Raw genomic sequence first — 22,463 nt, 5'->3', positions numbered from 1 at the left:
CAGGGGTCGCCAGAATCGCAGCGCGGCGAGGGCCGGCTTTCGACGGCCGCAATAGCCTCGGGTGGCGAGCGGATTACGACGACTGGGTGACAGTTCTGTTACGGCGCAGGTTGAAGCATCTGCCCGCCCGTCTCGCGGACTGCCGGCGTCGCCGCCGTCCCTCCCGCCATCGGGAAATAGGCCGTGAAGCCAGCGCCTTCTCCGACCGCGCTCTCGACGACGAAACCGCCACGGTGCCGATTGACGATATGCTTGACGATGGCCAGCCCCAGACCCGTGCCGGCCCGCTCGCCGCCACTTTTCTGGCCCTCGACGCGATAGAACCGCTCGGTCAGCCGGGGCAGGTGTTCGCGCGCCATGCCCGGCCCGTGATCGCGCACCGTCACCGCCGCATACAGCACTCCGGCCTCCCGGTCGGGCGTCAGCAGCGACATCCGCGTCGCCCCCTCCGTGCGCGGCCCTGGGGCGGCGTCCAGCGTCAGACCGCGCCGGATCGTGATCTCGACGATCTGTCCGGGCGCGGAATACTTGATGGCGTTGTCGGTCAGGTTCTGGACCACCTGAACGATCTCGTCGCGATCCGCCTCGATCGATGTCGCGCCAGGCTCTGCCTCCAGCACGATCGCGACGCCCTTTTCCTGCGACAGCACGCTCAGCGCATCCACGACGTCGGACGCCGCCAGAGCCAGATCGACCCGCCCCGACGGCGGGATATGTTCGTTCAGCTCGATCCGGCTCAGCGACAGCAGGTCCGCGACCAGCCGCCCCATCCGGTCCGCCTGCACCCCCATGATGTCCAGGAACCTGTCGCGCGCCTTGGGGTCGTCCCGGGCATGGCCCTTCAGCGTCTCGATGAAGCCGCTCAGCGAGGCCAGGGGCGTACGCAGCTCGTGACTGGCGTTGGCCAGGAAGTCGACCCGCATCAACTCCATGCGCCGCACATCGGTCTCGTCATGCAACCGCAGCACCGCCAGCCGGTCGTGCGGCCCCGACGCCACGTCGGAGCCCGGCTCGGACATCAGCGGCTCGACCCAGGCCCGCCAGTGCCGGTCCCGCGATCCCCCGGCCGCATAGCTGGTCGTGCGCGCCACCTCGCCGAACAGGGCCTCGTCCACCGCCTCCAGCACCCCGGGATCGCGCACGGCCGAAACCAGCAGCGCACCCTCCCGGGCAATCTTCAACAGGTCGCGCGCCGCGCCGTTGGCCAGGATGATCCGCCGCCCCGCGATGTCATCCGCCTCTCCGCCGCTGACCACCATGACCGGATCGGTCATCGCCTCGAACACACTGTCCAGCAGCGCCATACGGCGCGCATCCCAGACTCCGTCTCCACGGCCGTCCGCGACGATCGCGCTCGACGCCGCCGGGCGTCGAATGGCCAACCAGGCGCTCAGGGCCACGACGGCGGCACCGCCGACCAGCCAGATCGCAATCTCGGGGTGGACGACGGCCAGAGCCAACATGATCCCGACCGCCAGCCCACCCGTCGCGACCTCGGTCCACAGACGCGACGACGCCAGGGGCGCGACGGGAGAAGGCGACTGTTCGTAGGGCATTACGGCCGGCAAACCTCGGAGTACCGGGACGGCAGGCCCCGATTCGATCCTCATAACACGAGGATGGCACGGCTTGATGACCGTCACAGGCACCGTCTTCAGCATCCCGGGCACCGGTTTGTTTACCTGTGAAGATTAGGGTGGGGCCAGGAGCACGAACGACCTTGGACGACCTTCTCTACTGCCTTTCCGTCGAACACGACTGGCGTTACGTCGTCGGGGCCGTCGTCCTGTGCGTCGCCGGACTGGCGGCGACGGTGGGCCTGCTGTCGCTCGCCCGGTCCGCCGGTCGCAGTCGCCGCATCCTGTTCGGCGCCGCCGCCACCGCCATTTCCGCCCTGACCGTCTGGGCGACCCATTTCATGGCCATGATCGGATACAGCAGTGTCGCCGAGGTTCGTTATGACGCCCTGATCACCCTGTTCTCGCTGGTCATCGTCTGCGTCGGCTTCGCCGCCGGCGTCGCCTTGCTCCTGAGCCGCCCTGGCCCGACCGGTCGAGTGATCGCGGGCCTGACCGCAGCGGCCTCGACCACTGCCATGCATTTCGTCGGCCTCGCTGCGGTCTCCATCGCGGGCGCGCGCGTCGGATGGGAAATCGGCCCGACCATCCTGGTCGTCGCCGTCGGCCTGGTGATGGCCGGCCTCATCGGCTTCATCCGGGTGATCCCCAAACGGTTCAGGGCCGCGGCGGCGGCGCTGTTGGGATCGCTGACCGTCCTGACCCTCCATTTCGGCACGATGGCCGCCATGGTCGTCAGCCCCGCGCCGGTGACCGTCGTGGGCGACCTGTCCCAATCGGCACTGCAACTCACCCTGCTCGGCACCGTGGTCGTGACCGTTGTCTTTGCCGCCTTCATGATCGGGATCGCCTGGTGGTCGCGCACCAACAGCCTGGCGCAGCTGCGTCAGGCGATCGAGGGCATGCCGGACGGTCTCGCCTTCTTCGACGCCGAGGATCGGCTCGTGGCGTGGAACCAGCGCTACGCCGACGTCAACACCGAGCTTAAGCCCCATCTCAGGCCGGGCATTACCTTCTGCCAACTGGTCGAGGCGGGCCTGACCACCGACATCTATGTCGAGGCCTTCGGTCGCCGCGACGAGTGGCTCGCCGAACGTATGGCGGCGCGTCTCCAGGGGTTCAGCACCATGGAACAGCGCATAGCCGGCGATATCTGGCTCAGGGTCCAGGACCGCCGCACGGCCGACGGCGGCACTGTCACCGTCGTCAACGACATCACCGACCTGAAGCGCGACGCCATCGCCCTGGCCGAGGCGCGCGACGCCGCCGAAACCGCGACCCACGCCAAATCGGCCTTCCTGGCCAATATGAGCCACGAGATCCGCACGCCCCTGAACGGCGTCATTGGCCTGGCCCAGGCGCTTGCCCGCACAGACCTGAGCCCCGAACAGGCCGAGATGCTGGAGTTGATCCAGTCCTCGGGCCAGACGCTCCAGACCCTGCTCAGCGACATCCTGGACCTCGCCCGCGTCGAATCCGGCCGGGTCGAGATTAGCGCCCAACCCTTCCTTCTGTCGCGCGCGGTCAGGGAAGCCGCCCAGCTCTATGCCGCCTCGGCTGCCGACAAGGGGCTCCAGTTCTTCTGCGACATCGAGCCGGACGCCGACACCTGGGTCCTGGGCGACGTGGTCCGGGTGAAACAGATCCTGACCAACCTGGTCTCCAACGCCGTCAAATTCACCGCCCAGGGCTTCGTCAGCCTGACCGCCGCCACCGCCCTGTCGCCCGACGGCGAGCCCTTCCTGCGCTTCACGGTCGAGGATACCGGCGTGGGCTTCGACGCAGAGGCCCGCGACCGCCTGTTCAACCGCTTCGAACAGGCCGACGCCAGCATCACGCGTCGCTATGGCGGCACCGGCCTGGGCTTGGCCATCTGTCGTCAGTTGGCAGAAATGATGCGCGGTGCCCTGGACTGTGAGAGCGAGCCGGGCGGAGGCTCGGCCTTCATCCTGACCCTGCCCCTGATCCATGCCGCCGAGCCCGCCGCGGCCCCCGGCCTGGACGTCTCGGTCGAGCCCGAGCGTGAAGGCGGTGGCGTCCGCGTCCTGCTGGCCGACGACCACCCAACCAACCGCCGCGTCGTCGAACTGATCCTGGCCCAGGCCCACGTCGACCTGACCTCGGTCGAGGACGGGGCCCAGGCCTTTGCCGCCTTCTGCGCCCAGCCGTTCGACCTGGTGCTGATGGACATGCAGATGCCGGTCATGGACGGACTGACCGCGACCCGTGAAATCCGCGCCCACGAAGCCGCCATGGGCACCCCCCGCACCCCGATCGTCATGCTGACGGCCAACGCCCTGGCCGAGCACGTCGCGGCCGGTCAGGCGGCGGGCGCGGACGCACACCTGTCCAAGCCCTTCAGCGCCGAGGATCTGCTGACCCTCGTCGCCGAATGCGCCGCTGCCGATCCACGCGCGATCGCGGCCTGACCTCAGCCTCGCAGGCTATTCGTAGCCGTGCGCCGCCTCGTTGATGACCTGTGACGGCATGCGCGAGAAATCGACGCTGATCGGCTGGGCCGCCTTGGACTGAAACGTCTTGATGACATGTTCCAGACGCCGGCGGACCTCGGTCGCGGCCTCCGAACTGGCGTCCAGCTCCAGCGGAGCCAGGCAGAAAGCGATGATGGCCTGAGGCCGGCTGAGCGGTTCCATGGTCGTCTCCATTCGTGCGCCGATGCGCTGTGAGCTCAGAGAACACGCCGAAGTCACAATAGATACCGTTTGCGCGCCCTCCACGATGTCATTTTGTCAAATGATGACCTTCCGATTTCAGTAATTTTGTGACACTCTCCCACCATGAAGACCACCGATCGCAAGCTCTTCCTCGGCGGCCGGCTGAAGCGGCTTCGGCGCAGCCTCAACCTGACCCAGACCGGCATGGCCGCCGATCTCGCGGTCTCGCCCAGCTATCTGAACCATATCGAACGCAACCAGCGCCCCGTCTCCGCCCAGTTGCTGCTTCGACTGGCCGAGACCTATGACGTCGATCTGCGCGAGCTGAACCGCCCGGCCGGCCAGGCGGGCGAGGCCGAACTGGCCGAGATCTTCGCCGACCCCCTGTTCAAGGGACTGGCCGTGCCGCGTCACGAAATCCTTCAACTGGCCGACGACGCCCCTTCCGCCGCCGACGCGGTGCTGCGCCTGTACCGCACCTTCGCAGAGGCCCGTGCCCGCGAGCAGATCGGTGCCCGCGACGACGCCACCGACCACACCCCCGCCGACCGCGTTCGCGACTATATCCAGGCCCGCAACAACCATTTCCCCGACCTCGACCTGATGGGCGAGGCGCTGCACGCCGAGCTGACCCGCAACGCCACGGGCGAGGAGGTCGAGGCCCTGGCCCGCCGCCGCCTGGCCGATCGGCACAACCTCGCCGTCCGGGTCATGCCGGCCGAGGTCATGGTCGAATGGACCCGCCGCTTCGATCCCCACCGCCGCCGCCTGCTGGTCTCCGAAAGCCTGGGCCACGCCTCGCGCGCCTTTGCCGTCGCCTATCAGTTGGCCCTGTCCGAGCATGAGACCGACCTGGAGGCCATGGCCGACGCTGCCGACATGCCCGACCCGGCCGCGCGCCGCCTGGTCAAGGTGACCCTGACCAACACCCTGGCCGCCGCCATCCTGATGCCCTACGCCGCCTTCCACCGCACGGCCGAGGACACCGGCTATGACCTCCCCCGCCTTCAGGCCCGCTTCGGCGTCAGCTTCGAGCAGGCGGCCCAGCGCCTGACCACCCTGTCGCGCCCCACGGCCCGTGGCGTGCCCTTCTTCCTGATGCGGGTGGACCCGGCGGGCAATGTGTCGAAACGCTACGCCTCGGCGGCGTGTCCGTTCGCCCGCTTCGGCGGCTCCTGCCCCCGGTGGCGGCTGTACTCAGCCTTCCGTACACCGGGCCGCCTGGTCACCCAGATCATCGAGACCCCGGCCCAGGACGGAAAACCCGCCGGCCAGTGGTTCACCCTGGCCCGCACCGTCGACCGCCAGGGCCGCGACGCCTTTTCCGAGGGTGCCGACCTCGCCATCGGCATCGGCTGCGAGCTGAAGCACGCCCACCGCCTGTCCGCCGCCCGGGGCATCGACTTGGCGACGCCGGACGTCACCCCCATCGGCCCCGCCTGCCGCCTGTGCCACCGCCACCCCTGCGCAGAGCGCGCCGCCGCCCCGATCGACCGCCTCCTCGCCGTCGACGACTGGTCCAAGTCGGTCAGCCCGTATCCGTTCGCAGGGGCGTGACCGGGCCGCCGCATCGATCCTCGCCTCCCTATTCTTGAGCCGCCGAACAAACCTCGGTAAGCGTTGCAGTGCGGATTGAACGCCGCCGTCCGGGGGGACCTATGAAATTTCGTCGCGACGCGCCTGTGGCGCTGATCACCGCTGTCGTCGTCGTGATCGGCGTCCTGACCCTGGCCTCCAACCTGCTGTTCGGGGGCATGACCTCTGCGGTGGAGAAGAGCCAGATAGATCTGATGCGCTCCATCATCACCTTCAACCTTGAGGGGACCGCCAGCAACGCCCTGGCCCGCGCCGAGATCATCGCCAGCGAGCCCGAGGTGCGTGACGCCCTGGCGCGGAGCGACCGCCCGGCCCTGTTGTCGACCACCGAGGCGATGTTCGCGGCCCAGAAGGACAAGTACGGCGTCACCCAGGTCCAGTTCCACACCCCGCCCGCCACCTCCTTCCTGCGCCTTCAGGCTCCGGCCCGGTTTGGCGACGACCTGTCCAGCTTCCGCGCCATCGTCGTGGCGGTGAACCGCGAGCGCACGCCCAAGAAGGGGATGGAGACCGCCCGCTCGGGCCCGGCCATCTTCGGCGTCGCCCCGATCAGCGCGCCCGACGGCTCGCCCGCCGGCTCGGTCGAGGTCGGCATGGATTTCGGCCCCGTGCTGGACCGGCTCAAGGCCGCCTATGGCCTGGACCTGACCCTGTTCCTGGACGAGGCCCCCCTGCGCCAGACCGCGACCGCCATGGACCCCACAATCTTGGCCGAACAGAACCGCGTCGGCTCGACGATCAAATTCCACTCGACCGACTGGGACCTGATGCGCGAGCTTGTCACCGCCGAGGATCTGCGCCTCCACGACGAACCCTCCGACTATGTCCGCAAGGCGGGCGGCAAGCCCTATGGCGTCGTGATCGTGCCTGTCCGGGGTGCCTCAGGCGAGCTTCTGGGGGCCGTCGCCGTGACCCAGAGCTTTGCCCCCACGCGCGGCGCGGCCGGTCGCTCTCTGGTGCTCCAGATCCTGTTCGCCCTGTTCGCCGTCATAGTCCTGGCGGGGACCGTGCTGATCGTGGTGCGCGGCTTCCTGCTGCGGCCCCTGCGCGCGATCTCCGCCCGGTTCGCCGCCATCGGCACGGACGATCCCGTCGAGGACGATCCCGACGACGACCGCCTGTCGCTCGAGATGTCTGAACTCGCCGCCGAACAGAAGCGCATCGCCGCCCTGGTCGAGGCCGCTCGGACTCCCGCCCCGTGAGCCTGCGCCGCCTGATCATCGCGGCCATGGCCCTGACCGGCCTTCTGGTCGTCGGCCTGCTGCTCCCGGGCCTGGGCCAGACCCAGAGCCTGGCCACCCCGCCCGAGCCGCCGCTGTCCGCGCCGGCACCCCAGCCGACGACCCTGCCGCTGGGCGCCGGCCTGCCCGTTGTCGTCCGCACTGGTCTGTCCTTCGTCGACGTCGAGGCGATCGACGAGAATGCCCAGACCTATGCCGCCACCGTCGATCTGCGCCTGCGCTGGAAGGACGCCCGCCTGGCCTATCCGCCCTCGGACGCCCCGACCGGCTATCAGGAATGGCGCGGCGAGGCCGCCTCGAACAAGCTGGCCGAAATCTGGATCCCCGACGTCGATCTGGCCAACCGCGTCGATGAGCCCTCGGCCGACAGCCGCTCGCTGCGCGTCTTTCCCGACGGCCAGGTCGAGATGCTGCGGCGGGTCACGGCCGTCTACAAGGCCCCGCTGGACGTCACCACCTTCCCATTCGACCACCAGGCCCTGCCGGTCGAACTCGTCTCGCGCGGCGAACCCGCCGACCGCGTCTCGCTCGACTACCGGCAGGAGGATCTGGAGTTCAGCCGCGCCCGCGCCGGTCTGAATCTCGATGGCTGGGCCATCGGCCGGGTCACCCTGACCCGCGACCCCTTGGCGGGCTGGTACGGCGAGACCTATTCGCGCCTGCGCGCCGCGCTGGACGTCGGCCGCGACGCCGGCTCGACCGTGGCGGGCCTGTTCATCCCCCTGCTGGCTTCGCTGCTAATCCCCTTGCTGGCAACCTGGCTCCAGTCGGCGAAGAACGGCGAGTTCCAGACCGAGGCCTTCGAGCTGACCAACATCGTCATCGGCGGCCTGTTCGCCGTCATCGCCCTGAACTTCACGGTGAACACCGACCGCGCCATCCTGGCCAATGGCCAGAACACGGTCGCGATGCTGTTCGGGCTCAACTACGTCACCCTGGCCCTCGCGCTCGGCATCAACATCGCCCTGTTCCGCTTCAACGCGGTGCGCGCCCTGGCCGGGCGACACGTGCAGCATGAGGCTTTCACCTTCATCACCTGGGCCCTGCCCCTGACCGTCGCGGCCACCGCCGTCGCTATCGTCCTGATCGCGGCGGTGTGAGCGGCGCCTTGGTCGGGTGCGCTGGATGGACTAGGATACAGCCATGGCCGACGGCGCTCTGACCCTGAACCTTGACGACGAAACGACGCGAAAGCTCGACGCGGCCGCGCACCTTGCCGGCATGACGCCCGAGGCCTACGTCCTCGATCGCCTCTCCGCCGACCTGACCAGCCTCCACCTCGACTGGACCGAGGCCGACCGACGCCTGGCCGAGTATGACCGCACGGGCGAGTTCGTCGATGCCGTCGACGTCCTGGACGCTTTCGTCGCCAGGGTCGATGATCGGGCCGCCCGACGCGCGTGAAGCGACCCGTTCGTCTTGAGCTGGCCGCCGAAAGTGACCTTGATCGGGTGGTTGATTTTCTCGACGCCGTTGCGCCCGATGCCGCGCGCAAGGCCGCCCGCCTGATCCGTTCCGGCATTCTGGCGCTATCGGACTATCCGGAGCGCGGCGTTTCGATGGGCGACGAGCGGCGACAGCTCTATCTGCGGTTCGGCGTGTCTGGTTACGTCGTCCAGTACCGCGTCGATCCTGATGCTATCGTCATCGCCCGCATCTTCCACATGCGCGAAGACCGTTGACCCAGCCTCAACCCAGCACGACCTTCCCGCCCTCGACCCGGTGCGCGACGCCCGTTCGCTGGAACAGCCGCCCGATCACCGCGCCGGGATCGCCGACGCCCTGATCCAGCATCCGCTCGATATCCAGCCTCAGTGACGGATCGCGCGCCGTGCGGGTCAGGGCCGACAGCCACTCCTCGCGGCTCAGCACCCCGTCGCTGCCCTCGTTCCTTTGGAAGTCGGCGATGACGTCGAACCAGTCGCCCTCATCCCGCGTGCCCTTCGCCGCCTCGAACGCCATCGCCCAGACCGCGCCACAGGCATAGTAGGCGCGGTTGTCGCCCCGCTCCCCCGCCGTCGCCACCGGCTTGGCGGTCGCATAGGTCACGCAGTCGTCCACCTCGCGCTGCAACTCGGCCCGCGCATCATAGGTCGGATCGATCGCCGAGATCGCCCGCACCGCCATCAGATCGGCCCCGCCCTCGGTGATCCAGGCGTCGCGCGCGAACTCGTACCGCAAGCCGTTCGAGCCCAGCCAGAAATGCGCCGCCTCATGGCCGATGAACCACCGCGCCCGCGATAGCGCTGCCGCATCCGGGTCCAGCACCCCTTCGCCCTCGAAATTCATCGAGATCAGCCCCGGCAGGACGCTGCCGCCCATGCTGGACAGACGCTCCGTCGGCCCCGTCCACGACACCATCAGGGTCGGTGCCCCGCCCGCCGACGGCCCCAGCCGCTCGGCGTAGTAGCCCATCACCCGCGGCGTGAACCCGGCCAGCTCCTGCCCCAGCCAGACCGGCAGCCCGGGATCGATCACCGTCGTCACCCCCGACCCTGACCGCACCTGTGCCTGACCGAACAGCACATAGGTGTCGGCATCGACCTCCACCGGTTCGGCGATCCGCTCCCCCTTGAACAGCACCGGCCCGGCCCGGTCGTGCCAGCGGACCCGCGCCGGTCCCGTCCCCGGCAGATCGATCCCGTTCAGGTCCAGCGGCAGGGCTCGCGCCTGCTCCACCGAGACCAGAGGCACGACATCGAACTGTCCGGAATACAGCGCCACCGTCCCGTCCGAGAACATCAGCGCCGGATCATAATCCGCCTCCAGATCGCCCGCCTGCGGACGCATGATGATCCGCACCTCGCGCGGCACCGGCGATCCATCGACGGTGCGCAGCACGTCATAGCGTCCCTGACGATCCAGGATCACGCCCGGCGTCTGCACCTCCCACCACGCCGGCCGCCAGGGTGTCCGCCCGACCCTCAGCAACGCCGACCGCTGGAACGCCCACACCGGCGCATCCTCGTTGAGGCGATAGGTCACCGTCCAGGCGTCCCCGTCGCGCAGCACCGCCGCCTCGACCCGGTCGCCGGCTGCCCGGATCACCGATACGGGTTCGGCACCCGAGGCCGTGCAAGCCCCCAGCGCCAACACGGCGCAGGTTAGGACGGACAACAGGTTCGGCGTTCGAAAGCTCATGCCCGCGCCATAGCCAGCCCGCCGCATCCCGTCACCTTAAGCCTTCGTCATGCCGAGGCGTCCAGCGCCGCTTTCGCCGCCGCCAGTTCCCCCGCCATGACCGCTTTCAGCCGATCCGGCGCCACGATCGACACCTGGTCGCCCCAGGTGAACAGGTGCCAGGCCAGCTCCCGCATCCCCGACGCCCGGAACCGCACCTCGACCCCGCCGTCCGGCAGGTCGTCGATGGTCTGGGTCGGATGCCAGCGCCAGCCCCTGGCCTCGGCCGCGCCATCCGGCGTGACCCTCAGCACCACGTCCTCGATCTCGTCCTGGTAGATACCGAAGGACTGGCTGGCGAAGACGTTCAGGTCGAAGTCCGCCGGGGCCGTCGCCACGCCCTCGCCCGGCGCCACCGCGCTCATCCTGTCCAGCCGGAACGTCTGGATCCGCCCGCTCTCCCGGTCCGCCGCGACCAGATAGTTGGCCCGCCCGAACATGACCCCGCAGGGGGCCACGCTGCGCCTGCGTGCCTCCGCCCCCGGCCGGGCATAGGTGAAGTCCAGCGGCGACAGCCCCAGGATCGCCTCACGGATCGCCGCGAGCATGGCCTCGTCCGCCGAGGGCCGGGGCCCCGCCTGCACCGCGATGGTCTCGGCCCGCACCAGGGCCTCCAGGTCGGGGGCCAGCCGGTTCAGGGTCGTCGACCGCATCGCCGACTTCAGCTTCCTTTCCAGGCTCTCCAGCGCCGCCGCCCGGCCCGCCTCCCCCGTGGCCCGCAACCCCTGCGCCGCCTTGGTCAGCTCGATCAGCTCAGTGGTCGTCGGCGCCTGTTCGAACGCCGACAGCCCGCCCCGGATGCGCCAGCGTTTGGTCGGCGGATCGGACACCTCTTCCACGGACGGAAACAGCATCAGGACCGCATCCCGCAACCGCTCGGCCGAGCGCCGCCCGACCCGCGCCTCGCGCGCCATCTCGTCCAGCGTCAGCCCCTCGGCGGAAGCCGCCATCCGCCGTGCCAGTTCGATGACCAGGACCGCCTTGTCGTGCCGCACGCCCGCCTCCGATTGGGTACGACCGTTTCTGACGTATCGCCGTTGCAATGTCCATCATCGCAACCGACCGACCTCACGGAGATCACGACATGGCCCGCGCTTTCGCTCCCCACGCTTCCGTCAACGCCAGCCGCTACCTGATCGTCCCGTGCGAGGCCGACGGCTGTTCGGACCTGGCCGTCATCTGGGATCGTCTGGAAGAACAGGTCATCGACGTCATCAGCGCCGCCGCCTCGCACCGCTATTCCGACGAGGACGCCCTGTGGGACGAAGCCCGCGGCTGGGCCGACGCCGACCTGCGCATGGCCGCCTGATCGGGAGCCGGAATGACCTTCGCCATATGGGCCGTCGTCATCATCCTGGCCGCGATCTGGCTCGGGACCTGGGTTCTCCAGATCGCCCTCATCGTGCTCGACCTCGCGATCACGGCCGTGGTCTGGACCGCAGCATTGGCGATCGGCCTCATCTGGCTGGGCTCACGCGCGATCTCTGAGCGGATCAAGCCGGCGTGAGGCCTCAGTCCGGATAACGCGCCTTCAGCGTCTCGACGCTCCACCGCGCCATCTCGCCGATCACAGCCGGATCGACGTCGGACAGCCGGTTTACATAGATGCAGCCCTTGCCGGACTTGTGCTTGCCCAGGCGGCCCAGGAAATCCTCCCGTGCCTCCTCACAGGCGGCCATATAGAGCACCAGGTTCGCCTTCCTTGGCGAGAACCCGACCAGGGGCGCATCCCCCGAGTGGCCGCTGTCATAGACATAATGATATCGCCCGAACCCGACGATCGACGGCCCCCACATCGTCGGCTCCAGCCCCGTCGCCTCGGCGATCAGGGCGCAGACGGCCTGCGCATCCGCCCGGCGCTTCGGGTCTTCGACGGCCGCCAGAAAGTCGGCGACGCTGACGGCGGTGGGTTTGGTCTTCTGTTCAGCGGCCATGGCGTTCTCCTGACCTTGGAAGCCTATCACGCCTCTGGAGAATGTCAGCCGCCGGGTGCCGCCGCCACGGTCCCCGCCCGGGCCCTGGCCATGGCCATGCGCCGGGCCAGCCAGCCGTTGACCGCGTCCCGACCCGGCACCTCGACCCAGCGATAGGTCAGGACCGACACCCCGACGATCACCCCGATCACCGCCAGCGCCAGCAGGTCGTTCAGCCACAGCGACCCCAGGTCGATCCGCCGCCCGCCCGGCATCAGCTGCATCTTCCTTGCCGCGATCAGCATCAGGGTGATGATGAACATGTGGACCATATAGATCGAATAGGACCAGTGCCCCAGCGCCAGCATGGGCCTGACCGCCAGTACCCGCGCCACAAGCCCCCGCTCTTCGGCGAAGATCCAGATGCTGATCGCGAACACCACCGGCGCCAGCACCGTCCACGGCCCCGTCGCATAGGACACCCACACCCCCGTCCAGATCAGACAGGCCGCCTGCAACACGCTGGCCACGGCCGGCGAGAACGTCGGCGGTCGCCACAGCCAGACCCGATGCACCAGACACCCCAGGAAGAATCCGTAGGCCGCCCTCGGAAACCCGAAATTATGGGTCGTGTTCATGAAGCCGGGGGCCAGCAGCACCACCGTCACGCCGCCGACCACAATGATCGCCAGACTGATCGGCACGAACCACCGCCGCGCCATCACCATCAGCACGGCGAACAGCACATAGGCGCCCATCTCGACCGAGATGCTCCACGCCGGCCCGTTCCAGGTCTGGTAGTCGTGAATGTTGAAGGCCTGGATCAGCGCCAGGTTGGTGAAGATCGCCTCCACCGACCGGTCCCGCACGAACGGCGTCGCCGCGTCGATGTTGAACCACAGCCGGCATAGCTCCAGCCCCACGAACGCCGCCAGCATCACCGCATGCAGGGGCCAGACCCGGCCCATCCGCTTGACCAGGAACGGCCACAGATCGGCGACCCGCCCCAGCCGCGCGCCATAGGCATGCGCAATCACAAAGCCCGACAGCACGAAGAAGAAGTCGACGAACAGATACCCGTGCCGGGTCAGCGGCAGAGCGTGGAAATGGCTCGCCACCGGCATGTGGAAGAACACCACCAGCACCGCGCACAGTCCGCGCAGTGCATCCAGCACGTCAAATCTCTGAGGGGCCCCGGCGTTCACGGCGCCGTGATAGCCCTAACCGGTGCCGTGCGAAAGCTCGGCCTTGCGCCCGACCCGCCACCCCACGACGCCCGCCAACGCCAGCACCACGGCAGCCATGAAGAAGGCCATGCCTGGATGCGGAATCCACGCGCCCTGTCCGATCGACACCGAATAGATCCAGCCGAAGAACAGCGGCGACATCACCCCGGCGATCGAGGCCACGCTGTTGTTCGCCCCCTGCAACTGGCCCTGTTCGTCGTCCCCGACCTGGCGCGTCATCAGCGCCTGCAGCGTCGGCATGGCCAGCCCCCACAGGCTGTTAGGCAGCATGGCCAGGGCGAACATCCATCCCGTCGGCGCCCACCCCATCATGGCGATCCCGACCGCCCCGAACCCCAGCCCCACCAGCATGGTCCGCCGGTCGCCCAGGCGCTTGGTCACAGGGCCGACGACCATGCCTTGAACCACCATGTCGATCGCCCCGACCGCAGCCAGCAGCAGCCCGACCTCGCGCGGCCCCCAGCCGTAGCGGTGCATGGCGTAGAGCACGAACACCGCCGAAAAGACGTGGTGCGAGAAGTACAGCAGGAAGTTTACGGTCGCCAAGCCGGTAAGCTCCACATGCCGGCGCAACAGCGTCATGGCCCCCAGCGGATTGGCCCGCCGCCAGCTGAACGCCGTCCGGTTCTCAGGGGCCAGGCTCTCGGGCAGGATGAACAGCCCGTACAGGAACGCCACCCCCGACAGCGCCGCCGCCGCCCAGAACGGTGCCCGGGGCCCCAGTTCGCCCAGGAACCCGCCGACCACCGGCCCGAGCACGAAGCCGCCCGAGAACGCCGCCCCGATCAAACCGTACGCCCGCGCCCGGTCCTCCGGCGCGGTGATGTCGGCCATATAGGCATAGATGGCGGTGAAGCTGGACGAGGTCACTCCGCCCAGCAACCGCCCAACCGCCAGCCACCACAGGTTGGGTGCCAGCGCCATCAGCAGCCAGTCGATCGATAGCCCGGCGCACGAAATCAGGATCACGGGCCTGCGCCCATACCGGTCCGACAGCGACCCGATCACCGGCGACGCCAGGAACTGCATCCCCGCCCACATGGCCACGAACGCCCCGTTCCAGATCCCCGCCGAGGCCCCCGACCCCGCGAACTCCTCGATCAGCGCAGGCAGCACCGGGATCACCAGCCCCATGGCCAGGATGTCCAGCACCGCCGTCACGAAGATGAAGGCGATGGCCGCGCGGCGTCGTTTAGGGTGCAGGATCGACATGGGATCGCCGCCTTATCCGATCACGACCGCCCTGTCCCCACCCTGACGCGAGGTACGACCCGGGCATTGGCCGGTGCCAGCCACCGCGATCTTTGGGGCCGGGCTTGCCCCGGATAAACGAGGTTGAGAACACCTGGCCATGCTTCCCGTTCCCCATAAAACGACGAAATATTCAGCATCTCTGCTCTTTCTTCGTCACCATGACGACGAAATCACGCTTTCTGAAGTAACCATGAAATCTTTCAACAATCGACCATGGCAACGCTTGACCTGTCTCTGAACTGAAATCTTTGTGTCCGCAAATCGGCATCTCTGCGTCACCCGCGCGGACAAGCTAGACTGTATTTTTTTAGAAACGGTTGTTATGCGCTCACACCTTCTTGCCTCGACCATTCTTACGGCTGCGCTTGCGTCCTTCGCCGCGCCGGTCCTCGCCCAGACGTCCGAACCCGTCTCGACCGCCCCCGTCGCCGCCGACGCCCAGGACCAGGAACTTGGCGAGATCGTCGTCACCGGTTCGCGCATCCGTCGCGACGCGACCAACTCCCCCACCCCGCTGATCCAGGTGTCCCAGGACCAGCTCCTAACCACCGGCCAGTCGACGGTGATCGACTATCTGGCCACCATCCCGGCCCTGTCGAACTCTGTGGTGCCGTCCGACACGACCGGTTCGGGCCTGGGCGACGGCGGTCTGTCGCTGCCGAACCTGCGCTCGCTGGGCTCCAACCGCACCCTGACCCTCGTCGACGGACGTCGTCACGTCGGCTCCAGCGGCGGCCAGCTGTCGGTCGACATCGACACCATCCCCCGTCTGCTGATCGAGAACATCGAGATCGTCACCGGCGGCGCCGCCTCGGTCTACGGCGCCGACGCCGTCTCGGGCGTGCTCAACTTCATCCTGCGCAAGGATTTCGAGGGTCTGGAGGTCGACGCCAGCTACGGCATGATCAACGAGGACGGCCAAGCCAACCGCCGCATCTCGGCCCTGATCGGCAAGAATTTCTTCGACGACCGCCTGAACCTCTACGCCCACGCCGAGTACGAAAAGGTCGACGAGGTCACCTCGCTCGACATCGACTGGCTGCGCCGCGCGCCCGTCCGCATCGGCATCGACGCCGACCCGACCAACCGCCCCGACGACGCCAACCTGGACGCCCGCCTGTTCACCGAAGTGAACCGCATCGACCGTCCCCGGTGGGGCCAGACCACCCTGGCCAACGTCCAGCAGCCCAGCGACCTGACCAACCCCAACGTCCCGTTCGAGAACTGCTTCCCCGGCGGCAATACCCCCGGCAACTTCAGCTACGCCGCCAACTGCTTCGGCGTCACCCCGGGCAAGACCTTCTGGTATGACGGCACGACCGCCCGCCTCGCCGACTTCGGTCAGCGCGTCGGCGAGACCGGTGCCAACCGCCCCTACAACCTCGGCGGCGACGGCGAGAACCCGGCCGAGTTCTCGACCGGCTCGCGCGTGCCCTCATCGGAATCGCAGCGCTACCAGGTCGGCGGCACCTTCAAGCTGACGGACGCCATCACCGCCTATGCCGAGGCCAAATACGTCACCGAAGACACCTTCGACCTGGCCCAGCCGACCTTCTTCGACATCGACCTGGTCAACTCCTACGCCGCGAACGAAGTGAACCCGATCTATGCGGTCAACAACTTCGACCTGCGCTGGACCGACAACGCCTTCCTGCCCCAGAACGTGAAGGACGCGATCCGCACCAACCTGGTGACCCCCTACGGCGCGCCGACCGCGACCGCAGCGGGTGCCGCGGGCACGCCCTTCATCGTCCAGAACGCGCGTCACTCGATGTTCGGCCCTGACCGCACCCAGGACAACAGCCGCGTCCTGCAACGCTACGTCGCCGGCGTGCGCGGCGAGTTCGACCAGTTCGCCTTCGTCAAGGATATCAGCATCGACCTGGGCTATACCTACGGTCAGGTCGAGGTCGAGAACATCGAACGCGGCGTCGACGGCCAGCGTTTCGCCCTGGCCATCGACTCGGTCGTCGACACCGCCGGCATCGTCAACGGCACGCCGGGACAGATCGTCTGCCGCGCCCAGCTTCTGAACAAGCAGAATGTCGCCAGCGGCAACCTGTTCGACTATCAGCGTGGTGGTGATCTGCGTGACACCCAGTACGGCCGCGACGCCATCGCCGCCTGCGCCCCGCTGAACGTCTTCGGCAAGGGCAACCAGAGCCAGGAAGCGCTCAACTACATCGACGCCACCGTCGGCATCACCGAGCGCAATGAACAGCATCAGGCCATCGGCTCGATCTCGGGCAGCCTGTGGGACTTCTGGGGCGCCGGTCCGATCGGCGTGGCCCTGGGCGGCGAATACCGCAAGGAAACCACCGAGGCGACCGGTCGCGACCGCGACACCGACGGCCGCCTGCTGTTCCTCAACACCGGCCCGGACTTCCCCGAAGTCAGCTACGACAGCCAGGAAGTCTTCGCCGAACTGTCCATCCCGCTGTTCCGCGACAGCATCCTGGGTGAATATGCCGAGTTCAGCGGCTCCTACCGCTACGCCGACTATTCGACCGTCGGCGGATCGGATGTCTACGGCGTCAACCTGATCTATCGTCCGATCCAGGACATCACCTTCAAGACCAGCTACAACACCTCGATCCGCGTCCCCGACCTGGCCGAGAATTTCGCCCCCAACAGCCAGACCTTCGCCAACGGCATCGTCGACCCCTGCACCACCGCCAACATCGCGGCCGTGTCGGATGCGGCGACCCGCCAGAACCGGATCACCAACTGTACGGCGCTGGCCGCCGCCCAGGGTCGCACCTTCGACTTCGCGGGGGCCACGGCGACCAACCTCGACGACTTCCGTCCGAACTACACCTCGGGCATCTCGGGCGTCACCGGCGGCAACCCCAACCTGCGGCCGGAACAGTCGGACAGCTTCACCTTCTCCACCGTGCTGCGTCCGCGCTTCATCCCCAACTTCAGCCTGGTGCTCGACTACTACGAGATCACCATCGACGACGTGATCGCCTCGGTCTCGGCCGATACGGCGGCGGCCAACTGCGTCAACGGGCCGACGCTGAACACCGACGCCTGCTCGACCATCTTCCGCAACAATCCGAATATCCCGTTCGGCGTCGGCGCGCCCGCCGGTGACCCGATCGGCGGCTTCATCCAGCGGTCGTTCAACTACGCCTCGCTCAAGACGCGCGGCCTGGACTTCACCGCCCGCTACAGCCTCGACACCGAAGAGATGTTCGGCCGCAGCTTCGGTCGCTTCGACTATTCGATCGGCGGCCTGTGGCTGATCACCCAGCAGCAGTACCTGAACGAGTCGGACGCCTCCGATTACGACGAACTGGCCGGCACGCCCTTCTACCCGCGTGTCCGCTTCACCTCGTCGCTGACCTGGACGCCGAACGACACCTGGAGCGTCAACTGGACCGCCGACTGGCAATCGGCCCAGAACGTCGTCTACTCGCGCGACTTCATCAACAACGCCGACTCGCGTCAGCAGGACGAGCTGGACACCGGCAACTTCGTGCGGAACGACTTCACCGTGCGCTGGAACGTGATGGACGACCTGTCGCTGCGCGCCGGTGTGGTCAACGCCTTCGACGCCGAACAGGCACCCTTCCTGGGCACCACCCTGTATTCCAACTTCGACCCCTACGGCCGCCGCTTCTTCGTCGGCCTGAACTACAAGGTCTGGTAGCCCCGACCTGACGCGGATTCCGGCGTTTGGAGAGACGCCGGATAAAATGACGGCGGCCCGGGGATTGCCCCCTTCGGGCCGCCGTTTCGCCTTTTGCCCGGGACGCCGGGCGGCGGGAACCTCTCGCGCGGATCGTCGTCGGCGGGTCGCTACAGATACCAGTCCTGGCCGTGGAACCCGCGTGCGCCTTCCAGGTCCAGCATCCACCGCCCTGTCATCGGCGACAGGTCGGACATCAGGTCGATACCGAAGACCTCGCCCACCTCCTCGACCGGCAGCACCTCTGGCCCCGCGTCCTTGATTCCAGGCTCCTCGCCGATCGCAGCGGTCCCCCAGATGATGTCCGAGGCCCTCAGCGTGGTGTTGGCCAGGCCGATCACCATGTCGTTCGTGCCGTTACCGCCCAGATCCACGAAAAGATACGACCCGCCCGACAGATAGGCGATGCCGAAGCTGTCGGCTGCCCCGGTACGGATCCGCGACAGACCGATCGTATCCGCGCCCGAAACGAAGTCGAAGATGGTGTCGGCTTCCGAAGCCGTCGAATCCGAGGCGGACTCATAGTTGAACAGGTCCGCGCCTTCGTTGCCGAACAGGACGTCGGCACCGCCGCCCCCTGTGATGTTGTCGTTGCCGGCTCCCCCCACGATCGAGTCGGCCTGGCTCGTGCCGGTCAGGCCGTCGCCGAAATTCGAGCCGAGCATGAAGATGCCGAATCCGCCGACCCCATTGGGCCCATAGATGAGATCGGCCCCCCGCACCGACAGACCCGCAGCCGTGGTCAGGAACACGCCCTGCGCCGTTTCCGCATAGACGAAGCTGGACCCGTTGTCGGACCTCAGGATGCTGATCGAGGTCGCGTTCAACTGCGTCAGGTCGATCCTGTCCTGACCCCAGGTGAAGTCGTACAGATTATCGTATCCGGTCGTCTGGTTGGAATCGCCCCAGGCGACATAGCGGAATACATCCCGTCCGGCCCCGCCCGAGATGGCGTCGGCACCCGCGCCACCGGTGATGACGTCATCCCCGCCGAGGCCGACCAGGGGATCGGGCCTGTCTCCGCCCTGGATGACGTCGGGGCTGTCCGACCCGATCACATAGACCCCGAAACCGCCTGAATAGACGATGTCCGTCACGTTCAGCGGCGAACCCTGCACGAACACCTGGAAGGCTCCGCCCGGGGTCTGGGCAAAAACGGCGCTGCCGCCGGTCAGTCGCGCGATGCTGATCGACGTCGGGCTCAGCGCCGACAGGTCGATCCGGTCCGAACCCGTCTGGAAGTCTGTGATCGTGTCCTGGATCGATGCGGTCGAATCCGAGGTCGCCAGATAACGGAACACATCCGCCCCGGCCCCACCGCTCAGGGTGTCCGCACCGCCACCGCCGGTGATCCGGTCGGCTGTGGCCAACCCCTCCAGGATGTCGGCTCCGGCACCGCCGTCGATCACCCCCGTCCCGGTCGATCCGACGACCGGCCGGCTAAAGGCCTGGGCCAGGCGTTGCTCCAGGCTCATCAGGCTGGCCGCCGTAGAAAACGCCGCGAGCGCCGCCGCGTCTCCCCCCAGGAACCCGTCCAGAAAGCGGTCGGCAAACCCTGCGATCGACGCGGTCATGCCGGGGATTGTGGTATTGCCACCGATATCGGCGTGGGTTGCGTCGCGATAGACGACGGCAGCGCCCGCGACATCGCTCTCGCCGAAGGGGTCCAGTCGACCCTGCCAGCCGGCCAGACCCAGTTCCTCGTCAAGGGTTCCGGTCACCACCAGCAGCGGAACCCGGATTGCGTCCCAGGATGTCGGCGACAATCCTCCCCACGGGGTTTCGTCCCCCTGAGGCGACAACAGGATCGCGGCCGCGAAGCGCGGATCGGCGATGCTCGTCATGCCGTACGGGTTGTTGGGGGCCAGACCCGCCGCATGCAGTTCGGACTGGGCCCCGACGATCAGGGCCGCGGTAAAGGCTCCGTGGCTGTGACCCGCCACCACCGGTCGGGCGGCGTCGGCCGAATAGCCCGGCAGGGCGGCGACCAGGGTGGCGACCTGGTCCAGGGCGAACTGGACGTCGGCGGTTCGATGCAGGCTCGAAACCGGATTGAACAGGCCGAACTGCTGGGTGATCGTGGCGGGATAGATCGCGTTCGAGTCCAGGTGGGTCGGGGCGATGACGATATAGCCCAGATCGGCCAGGGCCTGGGCCGTGATCCCCGACCCGGACCCGGCCGTCCCGCTTCCGCCGTGCCCGTGGCTGTAGACGATCACCGGATACCGTCCGGGCGTCGCGGGGGCATAGGTGCTGAGGATCAGATCGCGCGGCGCGGTGACCAAGCTGCCTTGCGCGTTCGTATAGGTGACGAAATGATCGCTATCGCGAAGTTGGATCGTGCTCACCGGCATCGCTTGTTCGCCTCGCCAAGAAGTCCTGTCGATCTATATCCCGACGCCGGGCTGGTCCGTCCATCCCTGTCCAGCTTCGGCCTCCTGAATCCTCTCCCCGCGGGAAAGGGGCGCGGTCGCGATCAGTCCCGGTTATCAAACTTCGGCGACCCAATCCCTTGCCCTGCAAGGGATTGCCGAAATCTCGAGGCCTTCGACCTGGCGCCCCTCGGTGTCGTGGTAGGATGCCGGTTCGCCCCGGTCTTTGACATTCGCCCGGCCTGCCGAAATCGAAGGGAGTCCGGACTCAACGGACTCTTCGGACTCTTCGGACTCTAAATTTGAGTCCGGACTCCCTCAGGATGTAAGGTGTGCATTACATTTTTAGACCATTCAGACCTTTCAGACCCTTTTCGGCGGCGATCCCCGGCTTCAGTCCTTCAGAATCCCCGCCGCCCTCGCCGGATCGCCGTCGTCGGCCGGCACCTCGATCCCCAGCAGCCGGCCCATCAGGCCGTGAACATCCACGTTCTGCAGCCCCTCGATCCGGGCGCCCCGCCGCACCCCCGGCCCATGGGCCACGAAGATGGCCTGCATCTCCGGCGCTGCATTGTCGTATCCGTGGTCCCCGCCGCCCTCCCCCCGGAAGGTCTGGTCGGCCTTCAGGATGGCCCAGCCGGGCTCGGCGACGCAGAACAGGCTGGGCACCCGCCGGTGCGTGCCGAAGGCGAACCGCGCCGGGATCTCGGCCTTCTTCCAGCAGGTCATGTGCTGGTGCGGCCCCGTCACCTCGGCCGCCACCGCCGCCTCATGGCCGGGCAGGGGTTCGATCGAGGCGATCGCTCCGCCGTACTGGACGAAGGCCGCCTCCGCCGACGAGGCCAGCGGCCCCAGCCGCGCCACCCGCTCGGGCGAGGTCGCCGCCATCCCGTGGTCCGACACCACGATGACCACCACCCGCTGCCACAGCCCCCGCGCCCGCAGCCCCGCCTCCAGCCGCGCCAGCGACTGATCGACCGAGGCCAGGGCCGTCGCCACCTCGGGCGCATCCGGCCCGTGCTCGTGCCCGGCCGTATCCACGATGTCGAAATACAGGGTCGCGATGTCGGGCCGATCCGCTCCGGGCCCACCGTCTTCAGGCAGGTCCATCCAGGCCAGCAACTGGTCCACCCGCGCATCGCCCGGCATGGCCTGATCGAACTTGGCGTACAGGCTGGGCCTCACCCCCCGCACATCCGCCTCCGACCCGGGCCAAAACATTGCTGCCGAGGTCAGGCCCGCCTTCTGCGCCGTCACCCAGATCGGCTCCCCATCGTCCCACCAGCGCCGGTCCGTCACCGCCTCGGCGTTCCTCAGGCTGAAGGTCACGCCGGGGATGGTGGGGTCCACCATGGTGTTGTTGACGATCCCGTGGTGGTCAGGTCGCAACCCTGTGACCAGCGTATAGTGGTTGGGAAAGGTCTTGGTCGGGAACGAGGGCTGCATCGACCCGGAGGCCCCCGCTCTCGCCCACCGCGACAGGGTCGGCGTCGCCCCCCGCTCGATATAGTCGGCCCGGAACCCGTCGATGGAGACCAGCACAACGATCGGCCGCTCGGCCTTGCCGCTCCCCCCGAACCCCGCCGGCCAACTCGCGCACCCCGACACCGTCAGGGCCAGCAGGAACAGGATCAGTCTAGGTGCCATGGTCATCTCCGGGGTCTCTGCATGCCTAGCCCCCTTCCGCGACGCCGTCACGACGACCGGCGCTCCT

At 67.8% G+C, this 22,463-nt stretch carries 18 protein-coding genes; 9 read left to right on the top strand and 9 right to left on the bottom strand.

What is annotated here, in order from left to right:
* Window positions 1-98 precede the first annotated feature (98 nt).
* Window positions 99-1,556 (bottom strand): ATP-binding protein, encoded by a 1,458-nt coding sequence (locus O5K39_RS09070; RefSeq protein ID WP_271146946.1) that lies wholly within the window; start codon window positions 1,554-1,556, stop codon window positions 99-101.
* A gap of 164 nt (window positions 1,557-1,720) precedes the next feature.
* Between O5K39_RS09070 and O5K39_RS09065 the strand changes: the two genes are divergently transcribed.
* Window positions 1,721-4,006 carry an ATP-binding protein gene (locus tag O5K39_RS09065; RefSeq protein WP_271146945.1) on the top strand — a complete coding sequence of 762 codons (2,286 nt, stop codon included), beginning with the start codon at window positions 1,721-1,723 and terminating at the stop codon, window positions 4,004-4,006.
* A 15-nt stretch (window positions 4,007-4,021) separates the two neighbouring features.
* On the opposite strand, the gene O5K39_RS09060 is transcribed toward O5K39_RS09065, so the two are convergent.
* Complete coding sequence (locus O5K39_RS09060; RefSeq protein WP_271146944.1) at window positions 4,022-4,231, bottom strand: hypothetical protein; 210 nt, start codon at window positions 4,229-4,231, stop codon at window positions 4,022-4,024.
* Between the two features lie 144 nt (window positions 4,232-4,375).
* Between O5K39_RS09060 and O5K39_RS09055 the strand changes: the two genes are divergently transcribed.
* The 5 genes from O5K39_RS09055 to O5K39_RS09035 all read left to right on the top strand — a co-directional run bounded on the left by O5K39_RS09055 (window position 4,376) and on the right by O5K39_RS09035 (window position 8,771).
* Window positions 4,376-5,809 (top strand): XRE family transcriptional regulator, encoded by a 1,434-nt coding sequence (locus tag O5K39_RS09055; RefSeq protein WP_271146943.1) that lies wholly within the window; start codon window positions 4,376-4,378, stop codon window positions 5,807-5,809.
* 101 nt (window positions 5,810-5,910) lie between these two features.
* Window positions 5,911-7,050: a cache domain-containing protein gene (locus O5K39_RS09050; protein WP_271146942.1), complete on the top strand. Its 1,140-nt coding sequence runs from the start codon at window positions 5,911-5,913 to the stop codon at window positions 7,048-7,050.
* Window positions 7,047-8,189, top strand: coding sequence for a hypothetical protein (locus tag O5K39_RS09045; protein WP_271146941.1), 1,143 nt, complete (start codon window positions 7,047-7,049; stop codon window positions 8,187-8,189). Before O5K39_RS09050 ends, O5K39_RS09045 begins: the two co-directional genes overlap by 4 nt.
* A gap of 43 nt (window positions 8,190-8,232) precedes the next feature.
* The gene (locus O5K39_RS09040) at window positions 8,233-8,493 is read left to right on the top strand and encodes a hypothetical protein (RefSeq protein ID WP_271146940.1); all 261 of its coding nucleotides are present in this window, start codon (window positions 8,233-8,235) and stop codon (window positions 8,491-8,493) included.
* On the top strand, window positions 8,490-8,771 hold the full coding sequence (locus O5K39_RS09035; RefSeq protein WP_271146939.1) for a type II toxin-antitoxin system RelE/ParE family toxin: 282 nt from the start codon (window positions 8,490-8,492) through the stop codon (window positions 8,769-8,771). The genes O5K39_RS09040 and O5K39_RS09035 overlap by 4 nt, the downstream gene beginning before the upstream one ends.
* Before the next feature lie 7 nt (window positions 8,772-8,778).
* Here the strand turns inward: O5K39_RS09035 and O5K39_RS09030 are convergent, their stop codons facing one another.
* Together O5K39_RS09030 and O5K39_RS09025 are read right to left on the bottom strand one after the other, a co-directional pair.
* On the bottom strand, window positions 8,779-10,230 hold the full coding sequence (locus O5K39_RS09030) for a hypothetical protein (protein ID WP_271146938.1): 1,452 nt from the start codon (window positions 10,228-10,230) through the stop codon (window positions 8,779-8,781).
* Between the two features lie 47 nt (window positions 10,231-10,277).
* On the bottom strand, window positions 10,278-11,264 hold the full coding sequence (locus tag O5K39_RS09025; protein WP_271146937.1) for a WYL domain-containing protein: 987 nt from the start codon (window positions 11,262-11,264) through the stop codon (window positions 10,278-10,280).
* 89 nt (window positions 11,265-11,353) lie between these two features.
* Here O5K39_RS09025 and O5K39_RS09020 point away from each other — a divergent pair, with 89 nt between their 5' ends.
* Window positions 11,354-11,578 (top strand): hypothetical protein, encoded by a 225-nt coding sequence (locus tag O5K39_RS09020; protein ID WP_271146936.1) that lies wholly within the window; start codon window positions 11,354-11,356, stop codon window positions 11,576-11,578.
* Window positions 11,579-11,590: 12 nt separating this feature from the next.
* On the top strand, window positions 11,591-11,776 hold the full coding sequence (locus O5K39_RS09015; RefSeq protein WP_271146935.1) for a hypothetical protein: 186 nt from the start codon (window positions 11,591-11,593) through the stop codon (window positions 11,774-11,776).
* A 4-nt stretch (window positions 11,777-11,780) separates the two neighbouring features.
* Here O5K39_RS09015 and O5K39_RS09010 read toward each other — a convergent pair whose 3' ends face one another.
* From O5K39_RS09010 to O5K39_RS09000, 3 genes are read right to left on the bottom strand one after another with little or no spacing between them, the layout of a single operon-like run.
* Window positions 11,781-12,203 carry a DUF1801 domain-containing protein gene (locus O5K39_RS09010; protein WP_271146934.1) on the bottom strand — a complete coding sequence of 141 codons (423 nt, stop codon included), beginning with the start codon at window positions 12,201-12,203 and terminating at the stop codon, window positions 11,781-11,783.
* 44 nt (window positions 12,204-12,247) lie between these two features.
* On the bottom strand, window positions 12,248-13,357 hold the full coding sequence (locus O5K39_RS09005) for an acyltransferase (protein WP_271146933.1): 1,110 nt from the start codon (window positions 13,355-13,357) through the stop codon (window positions 12,248-12,250).
* Window positions 13,358-13,402: 45 nt separating this feature from the next.
* Complete coding sequence (locus tag O5K39_RS09000) at window positions 13,403-14,641, bottom strand: TCR/Tet family MFS transporter (protein ID WP_271146932.1); 1,239 nt, start codon at window positions 14,639-14,641, stop codon at window positions 13,403-13,405.
* Window positions 14,642-15,005: 364 nt separating this feature from the next.
* On the opposite strand from O5K39_RS09000, the gene O5K39_RS08995 reads away from it, so the two are divergent.
* Window positions 15,006-18,338, top strand: coding sequence for a TonB-dependent receptor (locus tag O5K39_RS08995; protein ID WP_271146931.1), 3,333 nt, complete (start codon window positions 15,006-15,008; stop codon window positions 18,336-18,338).
* Window positions 18,339-18,487: 149 nt separating this feature from the next.
* On the opposite strand, the gene O5K39_RS08990 is transcribed toward O5K39_RS08995, so the two are convergent.
* Window positions 18,488-20,725 carry a M10 family metallopeptidase C-terminal domain-containing protein gene (locus tag O5K39_RS08990; protein WP_271146930.1) on the bottom strand — a complete coding sequence of 746 codons (2,238 nt, stop codon included), beginning with the start codon at window positions 20,723-20,725 and terminating at the stop codon, window positions 18,488-18,490.
* A 417-nt stretch (window positions 20,726-21,142) separates the two neighbouring features.
* Window positions 21,143-22,396 (bottom strand): ectonucleotide pyrophosphatase/phosphodiesterase, encoded by a 1,254-nt coding sequence (locus O5K39_RS08985; protein WP_271146929.1) that lies wholly within the window; start codon window positions 22,394-22,396, stop codon window positions 21,143-21,145.
* Between the last annotated feature and the right edge of the window lie 67 nt (window positions 22,397-22,463).

Origin of the sequence: Brevundimonas sp. NIBR10 (assembly GCF_027912515.1) — a bacterium.
Lineage (GTDB): Bacteria > Pseudomonadota > Alphaproteobacteria > Caulobacterales > Caulobacteraceae > Brevundimonas.
This window is presented reverse-complemented; position numbering and strand designations above follow the sequence as displayed.

Excerpts from the sequence above, each read along its gene's own strand:
- O5K39_RS09050 (WP_271146942.1), top strand. The coding sequence starts at position 5,911 with ATGAAATTTCGTCGCGACGCGCCTGTGGCGCTGATCACCGCTGTCGTC.
- O5K39_RS08985 (WP_271146929.1), bottom strand. The coding sequence starts at position 22,396 with ATGGCACCTAGACTGATCCTGTTCCTGCTGGCCCTGACGGTGTCGGGG.
- O5K39_RS09070 (WP_271146946.1), bottom strand. The coding sequence starts at position 1,556 with ATGCCCTACGAACAGTCGCCTTCTCCCGTCGCGCCCCTGGCGTCGTCG.
- O5K39_RS09015 (WP_271146935.1), top strand. The coding sequence starts at position 11,591 with ATGACCTTCGCCATATGGGCCGTCGTCATCATCCTGGCCGCGATCTGG.
- O5K39_RS09040 (WP_271146940.1), top strand. The coding sequence starts at position 8,233 with ATGGCCGACGGCGCTCTGACCCTGAACCTTGACGACGAAACGACGCGA.
- O5K39_RS09000 (WP_271146932.1), bottom strand. The coding sequence starts at position 14,641 with ATGTCGATCCTGCACCCTAAACGACGCCGCGCGGCCATCGCCTTCATC.
- O5K39_RS09020 (WP_271146936.1), top strand. The coding sequence starts at position 11,354 with ATGGCCCGCGCTTTCGCTCCCCACGCTTCCGTCAACGCCAGCCGCTAC.
- O5K39_RS09055 (WP_271146943.1), top strand. The coding sequence starts at position 4,376 with ATGAAGACCACCGATCGCAAGCTCTTCCTCGGCGGCCGGCTGAAGCGG.
- O5K39_RS08995 (WP_271146931.1), top strand. The coding sequence starts at position 15,006 with ATGCGCTCACACCTTCTTGCCTCGACCATTCTTACGGCTGCGCTTGCG.
- O5K39_RS09060 (WP_271146944.1), bottom strand. The coding sequence starts at position 4,231 with ATGGAACCGCTCAGCCGGCCTCAGGCCATCATCGCTTTCTGCCTGGCT.
- O5K39_RS09010 (WP_271146934.1), bottom strand. The coding sequence starts at position 12,203 with ATGGCCGCTGAACAGAAGACCAAACCCACCGCCGTCAGCGTCGCCGAC.
- O5K39_RS09030 (WP_271146938.1), bottom strand. The coding sequence starts at position 10,230 with ATGAGCTTTCGAACGCCGAACCTGTTGTCCGTCCTAACCTGCGCCGTG.